Below are 21935 nucleotides of genomic sequence, written 5' to 3' on the forward strand. Positions count from 1 at the left end.
AGTGGTATCAAAGGCATACCATTAACTATTGACTATTGACAATTGACAAATTTAATCAGTGATTAAATACTCTTCAACAGCTTCGCCTTCTTCAAGAGCATCTAAAATTTCGTCGATTTTTTCTTCTGTAATCTCTCCATACCAGAAATTGTTTGGGTGAATTACCATTACTGGTCCCTGGCTGCATACATTTAAACAAGCAGTACTTGATACAGCAGCATCAATTCCTCTGTCATTACATTCTTCCATGATGTATGGAATGAAATCCGATGCTCCGTTTTTATTGCAAAATCCTTGAGCATCACCAGCTACGCGGTATGAGTTACATACTAAAATATGATATTCAGGCTTCTTCATATCTTGTAAATTTATTGGTTAATTTAAAATGTTTATTTTGTACAAATGGTTTTCTTTTTATTGCCGGGTTTAGGCTGATTTATAAAATCAACCACATCCGGTTCCTGTTCCTGAACATCCTGCTCCACATTTAAAGCTTTCTGCTTTTGTGATGGTTCTTAATTCGGTTCCTTTGTAAACGGCATCCATTCCCTGATCAATTAAACCAGACATTTCAATTACCTGAATTCCTGATTTTCCTAGGATTTTTGATGGTTTAGGACCAATTCCTCCAACTAAAATAGCTCTACAGTCACTTAAGGTTTCGCCAAGCTCTTCCCATCTCTTGTCACCACTTCCTTTAGGAGGAGTAACTCTTTGGTTTACTAATTTATATCCGTTAGGAGTTTCTTTAAATATGTAAAGTCTGTCAGCTTCGCCTAAATGTTGATTTACTAAAATACCTTCGTTACTGGCAACAGCTACATAAGGACGTTCAGCAGCATCTCCATTGTCAATTCTAACTTTAGAAGCTTCAGATAATAATTCCATTGCTTCGGTGCTATCTTTTCCTAAAAGACCAGCAGCATCAGCTCTACAACGACTACAGTGTGTCATTGGAGGAAGAAATTCTTTAATTCCTTTTCTGATTTCTTTCATATAAGCTGAAGTTGGCTCCTCTAAGTCTTCAAAAGGAGTGTCCTCAACAGGAATTAAAGGAATTGTATTCATTAAGTCTACACCCATTTTAGCTAATCCTTCTGCAAGTTCAGTAAGATGTGTGTCGTTAATACCTGGAATAACAATTGCATTTGCTTTTACAGTAATACCAGCTGCTTTAAGTTTTTCAATTGCTTCCAATTGTTTTGATAAAAGCAATTCTGCGCCTGCAAAACCAAAATATCCTTTTTTGTCGAAACGTACCCAACTATATACTTTTTCAAGAATTTTAGGATCTAAGGCATTGATTGTTATAGTTACGTGACTCACTTGTAATTCAGCAAGTTCATCAACATATGGTGCAATATTTAATCCGTTTGATGATACACAAAGTATCATGTCTTCGTAGTTTGCTCTAACCAAACGTAATGTTTCCATTGTTTCGTTTGGATTTGCAAATGGATCTCCGGGTCCGGCAATACCTACTACAGATAGATAAGGCATTTTTTCACGAAGTGCTTTTAAATACACAAGTGATTGTTCCGGAGAAAGAATATTTGAAGTAACACCAGGTCTACTTTCATTAACGCAATCAAATTTGCGGTTACAATAGTTACAACTAATATTACATTTGGGAGCCACTGGTAAATGCACTCTGGCATATTGTCCTTTTGCTTCTTTGTTGAAACAGGGGTGTTTTTTAAAGTCAATCATACCTCTTCTTTTTAAGTAATTAGTATAGTATAAAGACATAAGACCTGACGCCCATTTATCTTTAATGTTGTTAATTAATAATTCCGATTGATCTAATTTTTGTTTTGATCAAATCTTACATGTATTTCCAACCGATTTCAGATTTTTCTTGTTTGTATTCGATTAAAGCGTTTCCGATTTTATCGAATAGTTCCTGAGCTCCGGTATATGCTACATGTTTTAGTCTTGAGCCGCCCATTCTGTCGTGAATAGGAAAACCTACTCTTACTAATGGAATACCAAGCTCGCGTGCGATATAATAACCTTTACTGTTTCCAATCAGAATATCAGGTTTCATATCGATGCACAGTTCATTGATTTTTTCGTAATCCAAATCGCTTAAAACTTCAATTGTTTTACCATGAACTGGTGCACATTCTTCAATCTTTTGTTTTAGTATTCCACTATTACCACCAGATGCAGCTAGTATTACTTCAATTCCTATTTCATCAAGGAAACCAGTCATTGCTACCACTAAATCTTCTTCGCCGTATACAACTGCCTTCTTACCAAAAACATATTTGTGGCCATCTGCATAAGCATCTATTAATCTGCCACGTTCCATTTTGTACTTAGTAGGAACATCTTTGCCACTGATGTCACTTAATAGCTGAAATAATTCATCCGATTGAGTGATTCCAACAGGAATATTTATGGTGAATTTTTTTACTCCAAATTCTTTTTCAAGGTATTCAGCTCCGGTAACAGCTAAATTGTTATTTTTAATTCTTCCAGCTAAATTTCCTCTGTTCAGGATAGGGCCAAATTCGATACTTGCTTTAGCACCACCCATTAGTTTTAGATCTTCTACTGATGTACCACCATCTGGTATTCTGTGATAAGTATCCCATACAGGGTTATCCAAAGTTTCTGAATAATCAGGAACCATGATATAATCGATTCCAAAATCTTCCAGAATGCTTTTTAACATCCTTAAGTCTTCTGTTGAGATAAATCCTGGAAAGATGTTTACTTTATCATTCATTTCAACTTTAGTAGCAAAGGTTTTAGTTATTGCTGCTACTGTTTCATGAAAACCATCAACATGTGATCCCTGGTAACTAGGAGTTGATGAGTAAACAAACTCTGGAATACTTGCATCATCAGCATTTTTTGCTTTGTAATTTCTTAGAGCTTGCCCTATGTCGTCGCCAATAGTTTCGCTTAAGCAAGTGGTGCAAACACCGACTACTTCAGGATTATATTGCGCAATAACATTTTGTATTGCCAGACTGAGATTGCCTTCTCCTCCAAAAATAGTTGACTCCTCACTAAAGTTTGAAGAGGCAATATCAACCGGCTCCTTATAGTGACTTATTAAGTATCTGCGGATATAAGTTGCGCATCCCTGTCCTCCGTGAATAACAGGTACACAACCTTTAATTCCTTTATATGCTACACTTCCGCCCAACGGGGAACATACTTTACAAGCATTTCTCGTTGCAACAAAGTTTTTTCTTTCTTTTAATACTGGTATTTTGTCGGCCATTATTTTAGATTTTTAGATTTTTAGAAAATAGATAAGAGACATTTTGATTTGTTTTGAATAAGGATTGACAAATTGTATTTGTCTATGATCTTTATTTCTCTAATCACTTATCTTTTTATAAACTTCCACACCGGACTGCAAACAGAAGCATATACTTCTTTAGCAAAGTTTAGCATTCCTACATATCCTGCTAAAGCCTCTTTGCGTTCATGGTTGTGGTCGCAAAATCCAAGACCTAATTTATAGGCAATAGGTCGTTCTTTAACACCTCCTATAAATAAGTCAGCACCTGTTTTTTTAACAAAGTCAGATAATTCGTTTGGATTAGAATCATCAACGATCACTGTACCTTTGTCACAAATTTTACTCAACAAATTGTAGTCGTCTTTATTTCCTGTTTGAGAACCAACAACTACCGTTTTCATTCCTAGTAATCTTAATGCCTTTACCAAACTGATGGCTTTAAAAGCACCTCCAACATAGATAGCTGCTTTTTTACCTTCAAGTTTTTCGCGGTAAGGCTGTAAAGCTGGAATAAGTTTTGCGATTTCCTCAGAAACTAAGGCTCTGGCATTTGCCATTAACTCAGGATCGTTAAAATGTTGAGCAACTTCGTAAAGTGCATCCGACATATCCTCAATACCAAAATAGGATACTTTTTTATATGGTATTCCGTATTCTTTTTCCATTTCACGGGCTACGTGCATCATACTACCTGAGCACTGTACCACGTTAAGTGATGCTTTGTGAGATCTGCGAACCTGTTGAACTCGTCCATCGCCGGTTAAACATGCAATAATCTCTACACCAATTTTTTTATAATATTCAGATAGAATCCAAAGTTCTCCTGCCAGGTTGAAATCACCTAATATGTTGATGCTGTATTTTGGTGGTACGTACTCATTGTCAGTACCTACTAATTTCATTAAAGCATCACAGGCAGCTTTGTAGCCATCTTTTTTAGTTCCTTTAAACCCTTCGCTCATTACAGGAAGTACTTCAACTCCTGTTTCTTTTGTCAGCTGTCGACAAACAGCTTCTACATCATCACCAATAACGCCAACTATACATGTGCTAAAAACAAAAACCGCTTTGGGTTTATATGCTTCTATAAGCTCAGTTAGTGCGCTATATAATTTTTTTTCTCCTCCAAAAACCACATCCTTCTCTCGTAAGTCGGTTGAAAAGCTTAAACGGTGTAATTGTGGGCCTGATGACATTGCTCCTCTGATATCCCAAGTATAGGCGGCACAGCCAATGGGTCCGTGAACAACGTGTAATGCATCAGCAATAGGGTAGAGTACAACTCTTGAACCACAAAAAACACAAGCTCTTTGACTTACAGATCCTGCTACTGATTTTTTTTCGCAGGCTAATTCATGTTGGTCTTCTCCAATGGTAACAATCTGGGGTGTTCTATCTTTTATAAATTTTGACATAATTATCTGTTTTAATAGAAAGATTGGATTTCATTAGACTATAGACCTATTGATAAAAAAGAAAACTTTGTCGAATTCTTTATTTATCTAAAATCTTTTAAGTATAGATAAGGTGATTAATTTTTTCACTTTGTGTTTTGTTTGTCTTAATCACTTATCTTTGTTAATCAAAGACCGGCGGGGTAATTTTAAATATTTATACCACCTATTATTTAATTTCTTCAGCGTTCTGAAGAAAAATCACCCCGCTAGTCTTAACCTCTGGCAAACACAAATCATTGTAGGTTTTTAGATATGAGATATAATGAATGCCCTAATAAAAATCTCATATCTAAAAATCCTAAAGTATATTACATTACTAATTCAAATTTCTCTTCAGTAGAAGTCTCATCTTGATATTGCATGATTGAATCAAGTATTTTCTCAAGAATTCTAATTGCTCCCATATAACCAATTGTAGAGAAATATTGGTGTCCGATACGGTCCATTGTTGGGAAACCGAATCTTACGAAAGGAATCTTTTCGTCTCTAGCGATATATTTTCCGTAAGTATTACCAATTAATAAATCAACACCTTCTTGTTTGATCCATTGGTGTAACTGGAATGTATCAGCTTGAGCACCATTTTTAAATTTCACTTGGTCAATCTTATCTCCGAAGATAGCTTCCATACGCTTAGAGAATGATTTTCCTGGAGTACCAGAAATAACATAAGCAGGAACCATATCGATGTCTAATAAGAACTCACACAATGGGAATAATTGGTCTGGATCACCATATAATGCAACTCTTTTTCCATAGAAATACTGGTGCATATCAGTAATTAAATCCATTAAACGACCTCTTTCTCTTTCGATTTCAGCAGGAACAGATACTGCACCAGCTTTAGCAAGAGCTGAGATAAAACGGTCAGTTGCTCTAAGACCAATTGGAAGGTTACATAATTCAAATGGAACTTTACATTGGTTATCTAATGCAACAGCTGCATCTTTAGTAGCCCATTCTCCAATAGCAACAGTTTTCATGCTATCGCCCATGCTAACTAATTCAGGAATAGTTGTTCCTCCTTTTGGATATAATTCAAACTTACCAGTTAATGGAGTGTCAAGAACATCTGATGTATCAGGAGCTAAAACAGTTTTAATTCCCATTACTTTAGCAATTCTTTTTAACTCACGCATGTCAGCTGGTTCAACCCAACCAGAAAGAATATTTACCTGGCGCTTAACTTCATCAGTTTTTACTGCGAAATACTTAACAATAGCAGTAAGCATATTGCTGTATCCAGTTACGTGAGAACCTACGTATGATGGAGTAGCAGCTTGAATAATGTGCTTTCCTTCAGGTACTTTACCGTCATCACTTGCTTTTTTAACAATTTGATGAAGGTCATCACCAATTGTTTCAGATAAACAAGTTGAGTGTACAGCAATAATTTCTGGATCGTAAACACTAAAGATTGTTGTAATTGCTTGTAGTAAGTTAGCTTGTCCACCAAATACAGAAGAACCTTCAGTAAAAGATGATGTAGCTGCCATTACTGGCTCTTTATAGTGACGAGTTAATGCTGATCTGTGATATGAACAACATCCTTGTGATCCGTGGCTATGTGGTAAACATCCGTGAATACCTAATGAAGCGTACATAGCACCTACTGGCTGACAGGTTTTTGCTGCGTTGACAGTTAAACCTTTTCTATCTATTTCTTTTTCTGTCGTATGTCGTAATAACATAATAAAATCCTCCTAAATTTAAGCGTTAATAGTCATGCTACCTACAATCTCTGGCTCTGATTTCCATGGTGCGTCTACTAATTTCCAAACATTAGTTGCTAACATACGTTCCATTTCTTTGTAGAAGTTAATAGCACCTTCGAATCCTGCATAAGGACCACCATAATCATAACTATGTAACTGTTTTAAAGGTACACCGCCTTTTTGAACTACATATTTCTCTTTGATACCGGCACAGAATAAATCTGGCTTATAGAACTCAATTAATTTTTCAGTTTCCCAATGAGAAATATCATCAATTACAAGAGCGTTCTTTTCCATTTGAGGCATCATACCTTCGTATGAGCTAAACTCGTATCCTTTTTTCTCTAACTCAGCTTTTTTCTCAACAAGATCTTGTCTCCAAAGAGCTTCGTTTTCTGTTTTACTAACAGATAATTCTTCAATATTACGAGTATCAGCATCAATTTTGATATTAGGAATTACGTGACGTCCTTCGTAATCATCACGGTGAGCAAACTCGTAACCAGCAGAAAGTACTTTGATTCCAAGCTCTTCAAAAAGATCTTGATAGTGGTGAGCACGAGATCCACCAACGAACATCATAGCTGTTTTTCCTTCTACTTTTGGTTTAATTGATGCTTTTACAGCTTCAACTTTAGCTTCTTCACGAGCACAGATTTCTGCAACTTTCTTAGTTAATTCAGCATCATCAAAGAATTCAGCAATTTTCTTAAGTGTTTTAGTTGTAGATCCAGCTCCGATAAAGTTTCCTTTGATCCAAGGAATACCATATTTTAATTCCATCATCTCAGCAATGTAGTTGATAGAACGGTGACACATAACGATGTTTAAATCAGCAGTGTGTGCATATTCGAAACTATCGTAAGAAGAGTTACCCGAGAAAGTAGATAATAATTCAATACCAGCTTCTTCAAATAATCTTTCTAATTCGAAAGCATCTCCACCAATGTTATACTCACCAAGTAAGTTAATTTGGAATTTACCAGTTCTTTCACGGTCAGTGTTTCCTAACACGTGTTTAAAGATTTGGTTGTTTGCAATGTGGTGACCAGCTGATTGAGATACACCTCTATATCCTTCACAAGAGAAACCGAAAACGTTAATTCCTAGTTCTTCTTTCATCTCTCTTGATACAGCGTGAACATCATCACCAATCAAACCTACAGGACAAGTAGAGAATACTGCAATAGCTTTTGGACTAAATAATTCGAAAGCTTCTCTAATTGCTTGCTTTAATTTCTTTTCTCCACCAAATACGATGTTTTCATCTTGCATATCAGTAGAGAATGCATAAGGGATAAAGTTTTCAGATGTTTCAGTTTCTGGTTTAGTTTGGTTACGACGAGTTAACCAAGCGTAAAATGAACATCCGATAGGTCCGTGAACAATTTGTAGGATATCACGGGTAGGTCCTAATACCACCCCTCTACATCCAGCGTAAGTACAACCACGCTGAGTAATAATTCCAGGTACAGTTCTAACGTTTGCTTGAATCTCTTGATCTTCTTCAGGAACATTAGAAACCATTGCCTTTTTACGTTTCTTAGCTATTTTTCCTGGATATTGTTTTGTGATTTCACTGATAATCTCTGATGGATCAGGTAATCCTGCTGTATAATCTTTCTTTTTAACCATTTGTCTTTGTTTTTTTAAATTAAACCAAGCCTTTAATCTTAATCCACTGCTTTGCTACCTGAATCACCAGTTCTTACCTGGATTACATCAGTTATTGGTAGTACAAAGATTTTTCCACATCCGTGAGGTTCTCCTTGATTTACATCTATGATTGCGTCAACACAAGGTTGAACAAATGAATCATTTACAACGATTTCTAATACTCTTTGTGGACGTAAACGAGGTTCTTTGCCTAAAAGCTCAAGAGCTTCAGGTGAATTTTCTTTTACACCTTCAAGAACTTTTGCTTCCCAAAGACCTTTTCCTCTTCCGAAAACTCTTCCTGATGCAGTCATTGAAGCAATTCCTGCATCTAGTAAGGCTCTCTTGGTCTCATTCATCTTATCGATGTTTATTATTGCCAATACTGTTTTCATATTCGTACAGATTTTAAGATTTAGATAAGAGAGATTAGATATAGAATCAGTTATTATGATATTATGCAAATTTGGTATCTAAGTCTCTTATCTTAATAATGTGTTATTAAAGCTCTTTAGTTGCTCTAGAGATTGTATAAGCCTCTTCTACTGGAGAAATAAAGATTTTTCCATCACCGAAGTTTCCGTTTCCGGTTTTAGCTGCTTCCATAATTGTGTTTACAGCGAAATCTTTATCTTCAGCCTTAATAACCATCATTAACATTTCTTTTGGCAATTCATCGTAGGTAATATCTCCAATTTTAATACCCCTTTGCTTACCTCTACCAACAACTGGAGTTTTAGTAACTGCTACATAACCTGCTTCGAATAATGCTTTAAGAACTTCACTTGATTTTTCTGGACGAACGATTGCTTTTATCATTAACATTTTTTGGGTCTCCTATTATTTAAGATTTAATTAGCAAGGATGATAGCCTTTCGGCTATCATGTCTTTTGAATTCTAACTTGATTTTTTAAGAGTTGATCTCTCTTAGTTTGCGATACCGAAATCAATTAATAATTTCTCTAACTCTTCAATTTCAAGTGGGTTAGGGATAATTTTCATTTCGTTTCCATCGATAGCTTTTGCTAATGCTCTATATTCGTCAGCTTGAGGATGCTCAGGAGCAAATTCAATAACAGTTTTTCTGTTGATCTCAGCTTGTTGAACCATGTTGTCACGTGGTACAAAGTGAATCATTTGAGTTCCTAATCTAGCAGCTAATTGTTCAATCATTTCTTGCTCGTTTTCTACTTTACGAGAGTTACAAATTAATCCTCCTAAACGAACTGTTCCTGATTGAGCATATTTTTGAATACCTTTACAGATGTTATTTGCAGCATACATCGCCATCATCTCTCCAGATACTACAATGTAAATTTCTTCAGCTTTACCATCACGAATAGGCATTGCGAAACCTCCACATACAACATCACCAAGTACATCGTAAAAAGTATAGTCAGTTTCAAATTTTGGATCCCAAGCACCTAATTGCTCAAGTAAGTTAATTGAAGTAATGATACCACGACCAGCACATCCAACACCTGGCTCTGGACCACCTGACTCAACACAACGAACTTCACCGTATCCTCTTTTTACTACATCATCTAATTCTACGTCTTCACCTTCTTCACGAAGTGTGTCAAGAACTGTTTTTTGAGCTAATCCACCTAATAATAGACGAGTTGAATCCGCTTTAGGGTCACATCCTACTACCATTACGTTTTTACCCATTTCTACTAAACCTGCTACAGTGTTTTGTGTAGTTGTACTTTTACCAATACCACCTTTTCCGTAAATTGCTACTTTTCTCATCTCAATAAAATTTTTTAATAGGTTATACTAATTGTCTTTGTTGTTTTCCTATAATTCACACGATGTGCCAAAAATTATATATAGGATAAAAACATGATGGATGTCATGTATTTAAGTTGCAGTATATCAGCGAAATAAAATTTTTTATTTTTTAGCACAGGGTTTTGGCACGCTATAAATATGCTACATATATGTAGGATAGAGACTAGTTGCTACATTTGATGTAGAAAATACATTAAGGTGTTGATATATAGGTAAATAAAATAGGGTATTGAATTACCTGATTACAAAAGGGTAGGAAAATGTGATTTATCAAAGGATTTTGTTGTTTACTCAAATCACATATCAAGAAAGAATTTTCTATATCTATTCTTTTTTTATCTTTAAACGCAGCTTAGATAAAATTTAAACTATAATGAATAGAGATAATTATACTCTGATTTGTTTATTCGTACTTATTATTTGCTTACCATATACACTTACTGCTAAAAGAATCTCATTAAGTAATCCTTTTTCGTTTGCAGAAGCAAATAGTATAACAACCAGAGTTCAAGAATTAACAAAGGAGATGAACTTCCAGCAATCTTTATTTTCTTTTATGAAAGAAGTTGAGTTAAAAGGGAGTCAAAAGGAAAAATTTTCGGTTTACATTCAAGGAGGACTAACATTATGGCAAACCGGAAATATAAAAATGGCTTCAGGTATAATCAATAAAGCCATTTTAATTTTAGATCAGGTAAAAACTACTGATGCCCAAAAAGGCCAATTGTATTATGCATTATCAAAAATTCAATTTAAGAATGGAGAATATAACGATGCAGAAATATCTTTGAGTAAAAGTATAGATTACATTAGTAATATAAAGGATAAAAAATATTTATCTGATCTTATTATAGAACAGGGATTGTTGAGTGTTGATATTAAGAATTATTTAGGTGCATTAAACCTGTTCGCAAGAGCTAAGGAAATAGCAAAAGATAATAATGATACAATTAATATTGCGGATGCTTATTATTATAGTGGCACAACGCTTAAAAAGAGGGGTAATTATGATCAGGCATTAGAGTCTCTAATTTTAGCTCAACAACAGTATGCCCTGGCAGGAGATCAAAAAGGTATTTGCGCCTCCCTTGTTAATACTGCAGATATTTTTTATCAATTAAACGATGTTAATCAGGCGCTAACGTTATACTTTAAGGCTTTAGATAATTGTCATTATTCAGATTCGTGTGTTTATTTAGATAATTGCTATTTAAAAATTGGTGAGATTTATATGAAAAAGCTTCAGATGGAGGAAGCCTTGGATTATTTAAATAAATACCAGTCTCTTACTGAAAGTAAAAATGATACTTTAGGAATAGCGATGGCTAAGGGGGCTTTCGGTAAGTTTTATGCGCAGCAAAAGAACTTTTCAAAATCAATTATAGCCTTACATGAGGCTATTGATCTTATAAATAAGCATCCGGATGTATCAGTAGAAGGAGATTTATTATTGACTTTGTCACAAGTATATATCCAAACAAGAGATTTATTTCAGGCTAAATCATATGCACAGAAAGCGTTAATAATTGCATCAACTTTAGATGAAAAGAAATTAAAAGCGGATTGTTATCATGTTTTTTCAAAATTATATGAATTGCAGGGAGATTATCGCTCCGCATTTTATTATAAGAATAAAGGAGTGGATATTAAAGACTCTATATTAAATGAAGATACCCTTCTTGCTTTAAGAAAACTTTCTGGATTAAAAGAGAATGATAAGGATAAAAGAGTAATTAAAGAACTTGAAGAAGAGAATATCTCTTTAAATAATTATTGGTTAAAGGAAAAGAATAAAAGATACTTGTTATTAATAACAACAGTGTTGTTGCTTGTTTTTACCATTGTATTATTTGCCTTGTTCAGAGCTAAAGCTAAAGTGGAAAAGAAATTAAAATTAAAAAATGGTGAACTAGAAAAGCTGAATGCTACAAAGGATAAATTCTTTTCAATTATAGCTCATGATTTAAAAAGTCCTTTTAATTCGCTAATGGGATTTTCTGAAATGTTGTCTTTACATGCCGAATCTAAGAGTTATAAAGATATCATGGAATACAGTGGTATCATTCATAATTCTACACGAAAATTGTTTTCTTTGGTTGATACTTTACTTCAATGGTCAAGAACGCAATTGGGGACTACAGAATATAAACCAGAGCGGTTGGAAATAGCAATAGTATCAAGTAATATCGTTTCTATTTTAAAGATTAATGCGGAAGAAAAAGACATTGTTATATCTGTTGATATTGATAACCATTTAGTTGGATGGGCAGATAAAGATTTATATAGTGCAGTACTTCGTAATTTAATAAGTAATGCCATAAAATTTTCAAGGGTTGGTAGTGTGATTACAGTTACAGCAAAAACAAAAAAACAATTTATTGAAGTATCTGTTTCTGATACCGGAGTTGGTATAACTAAAGAAAACCTGGCTAAGATTTTTAATGTAGACAAAAATGTTTCTACAAAAGGTACATTCAACGAAAAGGGAACAGGTTTAGGTTTAGTACTTTGCAAAGAGTTTGTAGAGATTAACCGGGGAACAATATGGGCAGAAAGTAGATTGGAGAAAGGGAGTACATTTAAATTTACAGTACCTTTGGTGAAATAATTTAAACCAACATAGTTTATAACTTTTAAAATATAAAGTGTCAGATGACAAAAAAGAAGATAGGATACGTTGAGGCAATAGAGGAAATTGAAGAAATATTATCAAAGATTGAAGGAGATGAGCTAGATGTTGACGAGCTTTCAGAAAAAGTAAAAAGAGTTTCTGTTCTATTAAAATTGTGTAAAGAAAAATTGCATAAAACAGAAACTGAGGTTGAAAATATTTTAAAAGAGATTGAGGATTAAGGTTATTTCTTGCCAAATAATTTTGATTGATTCATCCCTATTTTAGTTAAAAGCTCAATGGTAGCTAGTCCCGTGTTTTCATTTTTAGCTAAATACGATGACAGGGCTAATCCATAAATGCCGGTGTTAAATAAGGGAGTAATATCTTCCGGTGTAATTCCTCCAATTGCAATAATTGGAATATTAATATTACATGAGTTACATTTTTTACTAATCGTTGTATAGCCTTCAAAACCAAGTACCGGACTAAGGTTTTCTTTTGTCTGGGTAAATCTCAAAGGTCCTAATCCAATATAGTCGGCTCCTTCAGATACGTGCTTTTGTATGTGCTCAAATGTATTGGCAGTTGCTCCAATTATTTTATCAGGACCAAGAATTTTTCTGGCCTCAGTAATAGATCGATCATTGAGCCCTAAATGAACACCATCAGCTCCTATTTCATATGCAATATCAACATAATCGTTAATAATAAAAGTTGCATTGTGTTGAATGCAAATAGATTGACAAGTTCTGGCAATGGATTTGATTTCATCTTTCTCCATGTTTTTTAAGCGTAGCTGAACCCAATCTCCACCACCTGCGCAATATTCCATTACTTGTTTTTCAATACTAATAGCTTGGCTTTGGTAGGTAACGAAATGTAAACGGCTAATATGTTTTTCCATGTAATAATTCTTATCTGTTATGAATAATAGCTTTGCTGAGAAATTGTGCAAGTTTATTAAATCTCATTGAATAGCATGATTTAATTGCTGAAAAAATAAAGGAATAAGGTCTAAATTCTTGTTTTTATTACAGAAATTCCAAAAGTCACCTAAAATGGCAGCACCATAAAATCCTGTATTTTTTGCATCTTTAATAGTATTCTGTGTCACGCCACTTAAGGCAACAAGCTTCTTTAATGGATGTTTTTCAATGTAGGATTTTACGTCATTTAAATGAAATGCATCTCCACCATATCCTGGCTTTGATGTACTTTTAAAAATTGGACTCAAAAAATAATAATCAAAGAGGTTTGGTAAATCATTGATTTCATTTAAACTATGAGTTGAAATACTTTTAAAAATATACGCAGGATATGAATTTGTGATTAGATGTTTGTTATGCCTGGTAAAATGAATTCCTTTAAGAGAAAACTCCTGAATAAGTTCAAAATGGTTATGGATAACTATTTTGCTGTGATTACCAACAGAAATTGTGTTTAAGAAATTTCTTAACTCATCAATTGTATAATCAGGTTTTCTGATATGAACGGTTGCATAATTATGATCTAAAATATTGTTGATAATTTCAGATTCATTTATAACAGGAACGGGATGTGTAATTATGATATAGTGCATTATTATAAAAAAAGCTGCATAAAGATAAACTTTTTATGCAGCTTAATAAATATGATAAGTCTTGGATTGTTACTTTGAAACCTTAAGTACTTCCAGAATAATTTTTTCCATATCTTCTTTAGGTCTGAATCCCATTACAGCTTGAGGCTGACCATCAACAGGTATGAAAACAATGGTTGGTAAACTTCTGATTCCAAATATTCCTGCTAATTCTTTTTCTTTATCAGTATCTACTTTAAAAATCTGTACTTTGCCATTATACTCTTTTTGTATATCGTTTAATACAGGAGCAAGCATTCTACAAGGTCCACACCAATCTGCATAAAAATCTAATATAGCAGGGGCGTTGCCTTCATATTTCCATTCCTTATTCGTTTCGTAATTAAATACCTTTTCTTTAAAAGTATCTTTATTTAAATAAATTACTCCACTATCACTCTTCTCGTTATCATTGCCTTTTGCTTTGGCTTCACTAGTACAGGAAATACCGGCTAAAAAAAATAATGATATTGCGGTTGAAATCAGAAAATTCTTCATACCAAATATATTTTAGTCTAAACTAACTTTTAAAACATCTTTAAATGCCTTGTGAAAAGTTTCTTTAGGCAATGCACCTTGTGCCATTTGTGGTTGTCCATCGCTTGGGATAAATAATAACGAAGGAATACTCTGTATGCCAAACATTCCCGCTAATTCTCTTTCAGCTTCTGTATCAACCTTATAAATATCAATTTTTCCGTCGTATTCTTTAGATAATTCTTCTAATACAGGAGCTACCGCTTTACAAGGTCCACACCAGTCTGCATAAAAGTCAATTAAACATGGTTTCTCACCAATAAAATTCCATTCTTTGTTTGCTTCAAAGTCAAATACTTTTGTTTTAAAAGTTTCTTTAGTTAAGTGTTCTAACATGACTATAATTTTTTAATTAATATTCAAAATTAAATCCATATACAAATATATGTAAAAATGTCGATATATCAATATCAAAGGTCGTGCCACTTTGTATTTGGCATATTTTCTATATAATCCAATAAATATATTGTAATTTTGTCAGCCTAAAGAATAAATATGGCAGAAATTAAAATAAATAAAATATTCGACGGAACTGTTTTTAAGGCAATTAGAGAGGTAATTGATTTTGAAGGGATAGAAGCATACGTAATAGGAGGCTTTGTTAGAGATCTGTTATTGGGAGAACCGTCAAAGGATATTGATGTTGTTGTACGAGGAAGTGGTATTAAGGTAGCAGAAAAAGTAGCTGCCAGATTGGGAAATATCAAAGTTTCAGTATTTAAGAATTTTGGTACAGCCATGTTCAAGTTTCGCGATGAGGAAGTTGAATTTGTTGGTGCCAGAAAAGAATCTTATCAGCGAGATTCCCGCAAACCGATTGTGGAAGATGGTACTATTGAAGACGATCAGAATAGAAGAGATTTTACGATCAATGCGCTTGCGATAAGTTTAAATAAAGAAACATTTGGCCAGTTAATTGATCCTTTTAATGGTGAGGAAGATCTTAAAAATGGAATTATTCGTACGCCTTTGGATCCGGATATCACTTTTTCTGATGATCCTCTTAGAATGATGAGAGCAATTCGTTTTGCCACAAGATTTAACTTCAGAATTGATGATGCAACACTTGAAGGCATCAAAAAGAATAAAGATCGAATAAGTATTGTGTCGGGTGAGCGGATTGTTGACGAGCTCAATAAAATGATGATGGCAGAGCGTCCCTCTATTGGTTTTAAGTTGCTTGAAATAACCGGACTACTCAAAATTATTCTGCCAGAATTGCAGGATATGAAGGGAGTAGAGGAGAAAGGTGGTAAAAGACACAAAGATAATTTCTATCACACTTTGGCCGTTTTAGACAGGATTGTTCCTAATACTGATGACCTTTGGTTGAGATGGTCCGCAATATTTCATGATATTGCCAAGCCAATAACCAAACGCTACGATGAAAAGTTGGGATGGACTTTTCATGCGCATAATCATATCGGTCAAAAAATGATTCCTCGTATTTTCAAGCGAATGAAATTTCCGATGAACGAAAAAATGAAATTCGTTCAAAAGATGGTTTATCTGCATATGCGACCTATTGTTCTGTCTGAAGATATCGTGTCAGATTCTGCCGTAAGAAGGTTGTTATTTGATGCCGGTGATGATATTGATTCATTAATGACACTTTGTGAGGCAGATATAACCTCAAAAAACGAGGACAAAGTACGACGTTTTATGAAGAACTTTAGGGTTGTTCGTACAAAACTAAAAGAAATAGAAGAAAAGGATCGTGTTAGAAATTTTCAGCCACCAGTATCAGGAGAAGATATTATGGAAGCATTTGGTATCGGACCTTGTCGTGAGATTGGAGATATTAAAACTGCCATAAAGGATGCAATTTTAGATGGAATCATTGAAAATAATAGGGAACAGGCCTATGAATTAATGCTAAAACTAGGGAAGGAAAAGGGATTACAGGCTGACAAGTAAGTTTTTTTGAAATAAAATCCGAACAGAGAATTAGGTTCATGAATAATGAAAGTACAAAATCAGGAGCATTATTTACATCCACTGAATATCAGCTACATTGTGAAGGTCCAATAATAGTCGCGTATCAATTAAAGTCTCCTGAAAATATGGGGCACATTATAAGGTTAGCTTCAAATTTTGGATGCAAAAAAGTTCTTTTTGTCGGGGATGAAAAAGCGGTGAGAGAAAGTAAGATCAGAAAAGTTGGAGGGGCTGCAACAGGTCAGATAGATTGGTGTTTTGTGGATGAAGCTTCCTGGATGAAATGTATTGATTCGGATTATAAATTAATCGCTGTTGAGACCTCTGATAATTCAAAGTGTCTGACGGATATTCATTTCCCAGAAAAAACCGCTTTTATCTTAGGAAATGAAATCTATGGCTTATCAGATGAGGTCGTTACGAAATGTGATCAGGCTGTTCATATACCAATGATTGGGAAGGTAAAATCCATGAATGTTTCGCATGCTTGTAGTGTTGTGTTGTATGAATGGGTAAAGCAATATTTAAAATAGCAACTTTTTTATTCTTTTACATATAAAGTAAGCCATATTGGAAAATGGTCACTATATCCTTTATGATATTTATATCCGATATAGGTCCTGAATGGTTTTGAGCCTGTATATTTCTTATCATCTTCCAGTAAAAAATCAAAATCAAGAATGTTTTGATTCTCACAAGCAATTATTTGTTTGGTAGAGTCAGTTAAATTAGGAGAAATCAAAAACTGATCAAAAGTATTCCATTCAAACTGATGTTTTAATGTACCTTGTGATTTATTGATTGATATGGGATAATTGGCCAGGTTTATGAGTTTTGTCGTTTCAGTTAAATAGTTCATGCTACTATCCATCGGATTGTCATTGAAATCTCCCATAACCACAATATTTGACAATTTGTCATCAATTAATATGGAATTAATTGTATCAGACAAGGTTTGAGCAGCTTGTATTCTTTTTAGGTTAGTTTCCATTATTCCACCATAGCGAGAAGGGAAGTGACAAACAAATAAGTGTAAAGGAATGGTTTCTTTGTAAAGCCCATAAGTATACAGAATATCTCTTGTTGGTCTGTCGTTTTTGTCGTAATGAATTTTTATCGCTTTTGATTCCAAAGGAATAAATTGATTTGCACGATATAATAATGCGCAGTCAATCCCTCGTTGATCATCTGATTCGTAATGAATAATGTGGTAAGATAAGTTTGATAAACCTGTTTTAAATATCAAATCTTTAAGAACAGAATTGTTTTCAATTTCACATAGCCCAATAATAGCGGGAGGATTAAATTTTCCTGATTCGTAAATTACCTGGGATATGTGTTGTAATTTTGTTTCGTATTTTCCGTAGCTCCAGTGTCTTAGTCCATCAGGCAAAAACTCTTCATCCTGTTTAATGGTGTCGTTATAAGTGTCAAATAAATTTTCAACATTATAAAACAAAATACCCAATTCTTCTGCAGACGAATCAGACTTAGGCTGACTATGAAGTGAAGAGTAAATGGTGATAAGTGTTAGGATTAGGCAGAGGTTGGTTTTATTCATTTTCAATTCTTTCGTACGCTCCTAAATCAGGACCAGAATCTTTAATTCTACTGTTGTTTAAAATGTCATTAGGGAAATCATTTGCAATTTCAATCGCACCTATGTCTTTACATGGGGAAAGTGTATCGAGTTGATAATTAAATTCATATGGATCAATAAAATTAGGATCCTCATTAGTAGTTATTGATTTAAATTTAGTGTTGTCGCTAATATCCAAATCTCCTGATTTCAACAAGCAATTTTTAAATAAGTAATTAAATCCATTGTTTAATAGATCATCACTATCATCTGTTTCAATAAAGTCAAAACCAATTTCGGTGTAATTTCTACCGTAAATGATGCTATTGTAAAAGTTAGCTTCAATTAAAGGATTAATTACTTCTTCTCCATTATCATCAGTGTAATAATTGTTTAAAAATAAGGCGGGTGTACTTCTGTAACTCCAGTTAAAAAAGTTTGCAATTGTACAGTGATAAAAATTGTAAGTTCCACCTAATGTCAATGCTACTGAATGGTATCCGCAATCGCCAATAACAGAATTGCTGACTACTATATTTGAATTTTGTGCAATGATTCCAAAATTTGTGATGTGATTAATTGTTGTGTTTTCGATAATTAAAGGAGGTTTGCCTCCAAGGCCTACTGAATCAACAAATAAGCCGTTTGAGCTATTCTTAATTTCAGCATTGCGAATAATATTGTCCGAACTTCCTGGCATAAACTGAATTTGTCCCCATTGACCAGGTTTGTCTGCATACCAATCTTCTAATCGGTGGCCCAAAAACTTTACAGGTTCTTCTATAGTTCCATTTACCTGCATACTTCCAAAAACAATTAATTGAGCATCATTGTAAAAATGGAGCCTTGCACCTGGTTCTATAGTTAGAGTTTCGGTGCTGTCTACAACTAAGTAATCGTATATAAGATATGGTTTGTCTGCTGTAAAGGTGGTTGTTTTGATTTTTTCTTTTTGTAATAAAACAACATCCTGAGGATAGGCTATAAGTTTTACACTTTGCGTTTTTTCTCCTGTATTTATGATTACTGAGTCATTTACTACAAATGGAGAATTTTCATTTTGCTGTACATTAATGTCTACAAATACATATAAACTGTCTAATGCATTTATTTTAATGTCTTCAACTCGGTTTTCTGGATATCCGTTAATATTTAGTCTGAACTCACTGATGTCACCTCCGGCTAGTTCAATGGAATTAATAATTAAATCCTGATCATAAGTATTATAAATTTTAAAATTTCGGGTTACTGAACCAATAGAAGAAAATATGGTATCGAACATTAAAGTATCTACAGAAAAACTTAAACCATGCAGCCCATTAGCATACTCAAACTCTCTTTCACATGAAAAAAAGGATAAAGGTAAAAGTATTATAAATAGATATAATAGTGCTCTCTTCATTTAAAATGTTGTGTGTTAATGGTTATAGCTCAATAACGTTTTTTCTAATAAAATAGTATTCCGTCAACTTGTAAAATAACAAATAAAATTCCAGCTTCCAACTAAAATAGCCTTAGAATATTTATAAATAAATACAAAAATTAACATTGATTCACAAAGTTATTTGAGGATCTGAAATTTATCGTCAAAGGTAAGTTTCAAAATAGTTTATCAGTAGTAAAAAATAGCTTAATTATTTATCTTGCTTCAAATTTTTAAATTATGGATTTTCAATCAAAGCCATTTACTTTTGACAGAGTTGTTAGAATTTTACTATCCGTAGGATTTTTATTTGGGTTTTATTTTTTGTTACAGCGATTAAGTAGTGTGTTAATTCCTTTTTTAATTGCTGTTTTAATTGCTTATCTGATCAACCCATTAGTTGAATTTTTGCAATATAAAGCAAGGTTTAAAAGCCGGGGGCTATCTGTTTTTGTTAGTTTACTACTTGTTTTCGGAACTTTATATTTTCTCGCCATTTGGTTGATTCCTCAGTTTATTTCTGAGATGTCGAGAATGGTGGAACTTTTGAAAATATATTTACAGGACTCTTCATTGTCAAGTTTTCTTCCAAAAGAAACAGTGGATTGGGCCAATGATTATATTAATCATACTGATTTTACAGATTTGTTAAGTCCGCAGAGTGTAGCAGTTACCTTGAGGAAAGTATTGGGACAGGCCTGGAATATTTTTTCTGGCTCTGTTAGCTTTTTAATTGGCGTAATGAGTTTGTTGATCATATTGGTTTATCTAGTTTTTTTATTAATTGATTTCAAACAAATATCAGAAGGTTGGCCCAAATTAGTTCCTCCAAGCTTTAGAGAGCCAGTGATGGAAGTGTTTAATGACCTAACTTCCGGTATGCAGATTTATTTCAGAGCACAAGGATTAATCGCATTAATTGTTGGTGTTTTACTTGCTATTGGGTTTAGGATTATTGGTTTACCATTAGCTATTATTGTGGGATTATTTATTGGCGCATTAAATATTGTTCCGTATTTACAGGTGGCAGGATTAATTCCTGTTGCATTGCTCTCCTTGTTAAAAGCAATGGAAACAAACCAAAGTTATTGGCATGTGATTTTGATGGCATTAATTGTTTTAGCTGTTGTTCAGATTATTCAGGAAACGATTCTTGTACCAAAAATTATGGGACGAGTGTATGGACTTCATCCTGCCATTATATTATTATCTCTGTCTATCTGGGGTAGTTTGTTAGGTTTATTAGGAATGCTTGTTGCATTACCTGTAACTACATTGTTGTTTTCGTATTATAATCGATTTGTATTAAAAAGTGGAGATAAGCAAGATACCTCCTCTGACTAATATTAAATATAAAAGCCATTCTAAATTTTAAGAATGGCTTCTTTGGATGGTTTGGCGGGAATTATTATGTAGGTTAATATGCTAAAAATATTAAGATTGGATAAGCAATGGATAAAGATTTAAACCTGTTCTTTTTCAGTAGTATTAGGATTCTCTTCAATAAGCCAACTGTCAACATCAGTCATCCAAGCTTCAATAATTAGTTCCTCTTCCATAATATTCTGACTAAAGTTACTTAGTTCCTCCTGGTTCATTTGCTCAGGTGCTAACCAGGTACAACATTGAACCATCCAGTCTTCAATAGGTAATTCTTCTTCAACTACAGAGTTAAGTTCGTTCCATTGTGCAGCAGTTACAACGGGAACATCCCAACTTTCAACAGATAACATCCAAGATTGCAATTCTAATTCAGTTTCTGCTTCTGAGAATAAGGATGCAGTACTGGTAGTTAACCATTCATTTGTTGATAGCATCCAATCTTCAATAACAAGAGCTTCCTCTTCATATTCTGCAGCAACAATATTTGATGTAGTTGTTGGAGTAAACCATTCAGATGTATTAAGCATCCAGTCTTCAATAGCTAATGGTTCTTCTGTGTAAGAAACTGTCGTATTTGCAGTAACAGGTTCTGCTAGCCAGGATGAGTAATCTAGCATCCAGTCTTCTATTTCAAGGGCAGCTTCATCTTCTGCAAATTCTGCAGATGTAGGTAATTGGTGTCTGTTTGCTTCATATATTGAAGATGATACTTCAGAAGTATATTCATAAGACTTAAACATTTCTTTTTCCTGAAATTGTAAGGTCTTATAGATTCCAAATGCTAATAAAAGAACAGTGACAGTAATTAATACTCCAATTACGTTTAAATAGTGATGATGATTTACATGTGTTTTCATTGCTTTATCCTCCAGTTATTTGTTTAATCTGATAACTAGATTTCATTTTCTGTGCCGAAAGCTGTAAAAAGCAGATATGTAGTTCTTTAGGTTGTTGGTTC

The 21935-nt window shown here is 33.8% G+C and carries 21 protein-coding genes; 5 read left to right on the forward strand and 16 right to left on the reverse strand.

Annotated elements, in window-relative coordinates; translation table 11 throughout:
* Nucleotides 1-51: 51 nt before the first annotated feature.
* From OM075_RS04135 to nifH, 9 genes are all read right to left on the reverse strand, one after another.
* Nucleotides 52-357: a (2Fe-2S) ferredoxin domain-containing protein gene (locus OM075_RS04135; protein WP_301189210.1), complete on the reverse strand. Its 306-nt coding sequence runs from the start codon at nucleotides 355-357 to the stop codon at nucleotides 52-54.
* Nucleotides 358-444: 87 nt separating this feature from the next.
* Complete coding sequence (locus tag OM075_RS04140) at nucleotides 445-1710, reverse strand: radical SAM protein (RefSeq protein WP_301189211.1); 1266 nt, start codon at nucleotides 1708-1710, stop codon at nucleotides 445-447.
* Nucleotides 1711-1825: 115 nt separating this feature from the next.
* Entirely contained in the window at nucleotides 1826-3238 is a 1413-nt protein-coding gene (locus OM075_RS04145) for a nitrogenase component 1 (protein WP_301189212.1), read from the reverse strand.
* Between the two features lie 107 nt (nucleotides 3239-3345).
* On the reverse strand, nucleotides 3346-4677 hold the full coding sequence (nifE, locus tag OM075_RS04150; protein WP_301189213.1) for a nitrogenase iron-molybdenum cofactor biosynthesis protein NifE: 1332 nt from the start codon (nucleotides 4675-4677) through the stop codon (nucleotides 3346-3348).
* 350 nt (nucleotides 4678-5027) lie between these two features.
* Nucleotides 5028-6410, reverse strand: a complete 1383-nt coding sequence (locus OM075_RS04155; RefSeq protein WP_301189214.1) for a nitrogenase component 1 — start codon at nucleotides 6408-6410, stop codon at nucleotides 5028-5030.
* Nucleotides 6411-6428: 18 nt separating this feature from the next.
* Nucleotides 6429-8069 (reverse strand): nitrogenase molybdenum-iron protein alpha chain, encoded by a 1641-nt coding sequence (gene nifD, locus OM075_RS04160; RefSeq protein ID WP_301189215.1) that lies wholly within the window; start codon nucleotides 8067-8069, stop codon nucleotides 6429-6431.
* A 38-nt stretch (nucleotides 8070-8107) separates the two neighbouring features.
* Complete coding sequence (locus tag OM075_RS04165; protein WP_301189216.1) at nucleotides 8108-8485, reverse strand: P-II family nitrogen regulator; 378 nt, start codon at nucleotides 8483-8485, stop codon at nucleotides 8108-8110.
* Nucleotides 8486-8591: 106 nt separating this feature from the next.
* Nucleotides 8592-8909 (reverse strand): P-II family nitrogen regulator, encoded by a 318-nt coding sequence (locus OM075_RS04170; RefSeq protein ID WP_301189217.1) that lies wholly within the window; start codon nucleotides 8907-8909, stop codon nucleotides 8592-8594.
* A 109-nt stretch (nucleotides 8910-9018) separates the two neighbouring features.
* A complete protein-coding gene (gene nifH / locus OM075_RS04175; RefSeq protein ID WP_301189218.1) occupies nucleotides 9019-9843 on the reverse strand; it encodes a nitrogenase iron protein in 825 nt (274 codons plus the stop codon).
* 415 nt (nucleotides 9844-10258) lie between these two features.
* On the opposite strand from nifH, the gene OM075_RS04180 reads away from it, so the two are divergent.
* Both OM075_RS04180 and xseB read left to right on the forward strand, forming a co-directional pair.
* A complete protein-coding gene (locus tag OM075_RS04180; protein ID WP_301189219.1) occupies nucleotides 10259-12493 on the forward strand; it encodes an ATP-binding protein in 2235 nt (744 codons plus the stop codon).
* A 44-nt stretch (nucleotides 12494-12537) separates the two neighbouring features.
* Nucleotides 12538-12738: an exodeoxyribonuclease VII small subunit gene (gene xseB / locus OM075_RS04185; protein WP_301189220.1), complete on the forward strand. Its 201-nt coding sequence runs from the start codon at nucleotides 12538-12540 to the stop codon at nucleotides 12736-12738.
* Nucleotides 12739-12740: 2 nt separating this feature from the next.
* Here the strand turns inward: xseB and OM075_RS04190 are convergent, their stop codons facing one another.
* The 4 genes from OM075_RS04190 to trxA (OM075_RS04205) form a co-directional block, all read right to left on the reverse strand.
* Nucleotides 12741-13403, reverse strand: coding sequence for a thiamine phosphate synthase (locus OM075_RS04190; RefSeq protein ID WP_301189221.1), 663 nt, complete (start codon nucleotides 13401-13403; stop codon nucleotides 12741-12743).
* A 63-nt stretch (nucleotides 13404-13466) separates the two neighbouring features.
* Nucleotides 13467-14078, reverse strand: coding sequence for a thiamine phosphate synthase (locus OM075_RS04195; protein WP_301189222.1), 612 nt, complete (start codon nucleotides 14076-14078; stop codon nucleotides 13467-13469).
* Between the two features lie 69 nt (nucleotides 14079-14147).
* On the reverse strand, nucleotides 14148-14615 hold the full coding sequence (gene trxA, locus OM075_RS04200; protein ID WP_301189223.1) for a thioredoxin: 468 nt from the start codon (nucleotides 14613-14615) through the stop codon (nucleotides 14148-14150).
* Between the two features lie 12 nt (nucleotides 14616-14627).
* Nucleotides 14628-14990, reverse strand: coding sequence for a thioredoxin (trxA, locus tag OM075_RS04205; protein ID WP_301189224.1), 363 nt, complete (start codon nucleotides 14988-14990; stop codon nucleotides 14628-14630).
* A 159-nt stretch (nucleotides 14991-15149) separates the two neighbouring features.
* Between trxA (OM075_RS04205) and OM075_RS04210 the strand changes: the two genes are divergently transcribed.
* Complete coding sequence (locus OM075_RS04210) at nucleotides 15150-16571, forward strand: CCA tRNA nucleotidyltransferase (protein WP_301189225.1); 1422 nt, start codon at nucleotides 15150-15152, stop codon at nucleotides 16569-16571.
* 38 nt (nucleotides 16572-16609) lie between these two features.
* A complete protein-coding gene (locus OM075_RS04215; RefSeq protein ID WP_301189226.1) occupies nucleotides 16610-17125 on the forward strand; it encodes a TrmH family RNA methyltransferase in 516 nt (171 codons plus the stop codon).
* Between the two features lie 8 nt (nucleotides 17126-17133).
* On the opposite strand, the gene OM075_RS04220 is transcribed toward OM075_RS04215, so the two are convergent.
* Together OM075_RS04220 and OM075_RS04225 are read right to left on the reverse strand one after the other, a co-directional pair.
* Entirely contained in the window at nucleotides 17134-18153 is a 1020-nt protein-coding gene (locus OM075_RS04220; RefSeq protein ID WP_301189227.1) for an endonuclease/exonuclease/phosphatase family protein, read from the reverse strand.
* Nucleotides 18146-19573: a hypothetical protein gene (locus OM075_RS04225; RefSeq protein WP_301189228.1), complete on the reverse strand. Its 1428-nt coding sequence runs from the start codon at nucleotides 19571-19573 to the stop codon at nucleotides 18146-18148. The genes OM075_RS04220 and OM075_RS04225 overlap by 8 nt, the downstream gene beginning before the upstream one ends.
* A gap of 261 nt (nucleotides 19574-19834) precedes the next feature.
* On the opposite strand from OM075_RS04225, the gene OM075_RS04230 reads away from it, so the two are divergent.
* Nucleotides 19835-20938: an AI-2E family transporter gene (locus tag OM075_RS04230; RefSeq protein WP_301189229.1), complete on the forward strand. Its 1104-nt coding sequence runs from the start codon at nucleotides 19835-19837 to the stop codon at nucleotides 20936-20938.
* A 119-nt stretch (nucleotides 20939-21057) separates the two neighbouring features.
* Here OM075_RS04230 and OM075_RS04235 read toward each other — a convergent pair whose 3' ends face one another.
* On the reverse strand, nucleotides 21058-21834 hold the full coding sequence (locus tag OM075_RS04235) for a hypothetical protein (protein WP_301189230.1): 777 nt from the start codon (nucleotides 21832-21834) through the stop codon (nucleotides 21058-21060).
* Between the last annotated feature and the right edge of the window lie 101 nt (nucleotides 21835-21935).

It is taken from the genome of Plebeiibacterium sediminum, from assembly GCF_026013605.1.
GTDB classification, from domain to species: Bacteria; Bacteroidota; Bacteroidia; order Bacteroidales; family Marinilabiliaceae; genus Saccharicrinis; species Saccharicrinis sediminus.

What these genes read in the sequence shown, in the direction of transcription:
- OM075_RS04135 (WP_301189210.1), bottom strand. Translation starts at nt 357, where the DNA reads ATGAAGAAGCCTGAATATCATATTTTAGTATGTAACTCATACCGCGTA.
- OM075_RS04140 (WP_301189211.1), bottom strand. Translation starts at nt 1,710, where the DNA reads ATGATTGACTTTAAAAAACACCCCTGTTTCAACAAAGAAGCAAAAGGA.
- OM075_RS04145 (WP_301189212.1), bottom strand. Translation starts at nt 3,238, where the DNA reads ATGGCCGACAAAATACCAGTATTAAAAGAAAGAAAAAACTTTGTTGCA.
- nifE (WP_301189213.1), bottom strand. Translation starts at nt 4,677, where the DNA reads ATGTCAAAATTTATAAAAGATAGAACACCCCAGATTGTTACCATTGGA.
- OM075_RS04155 (WP_301189214.1), bottom strand. Translation starts at nt 6,410, where the DNA reads ATGTTATTACGACATACGACAGAAAAAGAAATAGATAGAAAAGGTTTA.
- nifD (WP_301189215.1), bottom strand. Translation starts at nt 8,069, where the DNA reads ATGGTTAAAAAGAAAGATTATACAGCAGGATTACCTGATCCATCAGAG.
- OM075_RS04165 (WP_301189216.1), bottom strand. Translation starts at nt 8,485, where the DNA reads ATGAAAACAGTATTGGCAATAATAAACATCGATAAGATGAATGAGACC.
- OM075_RS04170 (WP_301189217.1), bottom strand. Translation starts at nt 8,909, where the DNA reads ATGATAAAAGCAATCGTTCGTCCAGAAAAATCAAGTGAAGTTCTTAAA.
- nifH (WP_301189218.1), bottom strand. Translation starts at nt 9,843, where the DNA reads ATGAGAAAAGTAGCAATTTACGGAAAAGGTGGTATTGGTAAAAGTACA.
- OM075_RS04180 (WP_301189219.1), top strand. Translation starts at nt 10,259, where the DNA reads ATGAATAGAGATAATTATACTCTGATTTGTTTATTCGTACTTATTATT.
- xseB (WP_301189220.1), top strand. Translation starts at nt 12,538, where the DNA reads ATGACAAAAAAGAAGATAGGATACGTTGAGGCAATAGAGGAAATTGAA.
- OM075_RS04190 (WP_301189221.1), bottom strand. Translation starts at nt 13,403, where the DNA reads ATGGAAAAACATATTAGCCGTTTACATTTCGTTACCTACCAAAGCCAA.
- OM075_RS04195 (WP_301189222.1), bottom strand. Translation starts at nt 14,078, where the DNA reads ATGCACTATATCATAATTACACATCCCGTTCCTGTTATAAATGAATCT.
- trxA (WP_301189223.1), bottom strand. Translation starts at nt 14,615, where the DNA reads ATGAAGAATTTTCTGATTTCAACCGCAATATCATTATTTTTTTTAGCC.
- trxA (WP_301189224.1), bottom strand. Translation starts at nt 14,990, where the DNA reads ATGTTAGAACACTTAACTAAAGAAACTTTTAAAACAAAAGTATTTGAC.
- OM075_RS04210 (WP_301189225.1), top strand. Translation starts at nt 15,150, where the DNA reads ATGGCAGAAATTAAAATAAATAAAATATTCGACGGAACTGTTTTTAAG.
- OM075_RS04215 (WP_301189226.1), top strand. Translation starts at nt 16,610, where the DNA reads ATGAATAATGAAAGTACAAAATCAGGAGCATTATTTACATCCACTGAA.
- OM075_RS04220 (WP_301189227.1), bottom strand. Translation starts at nt 18,153, where the DNA reads ATGAATAAAACCAACCTCTGCCTAATCCTAACACTTATCACCATTTAC.
- OM075_RS04225 (WP_301189228.1), bottom strand. Translation starts at nt 19,573, where the DNA reads ATGAAGAGAGCACTATTATATCTATTTATAATACTTTTACCTTTATCC.
- OM075_RS04230 (WP_301189229.1), top strand. Translation starts at nt 19,835, where the DNA reads ATGGATTTTCAATCAAAGCCATTTACTTTTGACAGAGTTGTTAGAATT.
- OM075_RS04235 (WP_301189230.1), bottom strand. Translation starts at nt 21,834, where the DNA reads ATGAAAACACATGTAAATCATCATCACTATTTAAACGTAATTGGAGTA.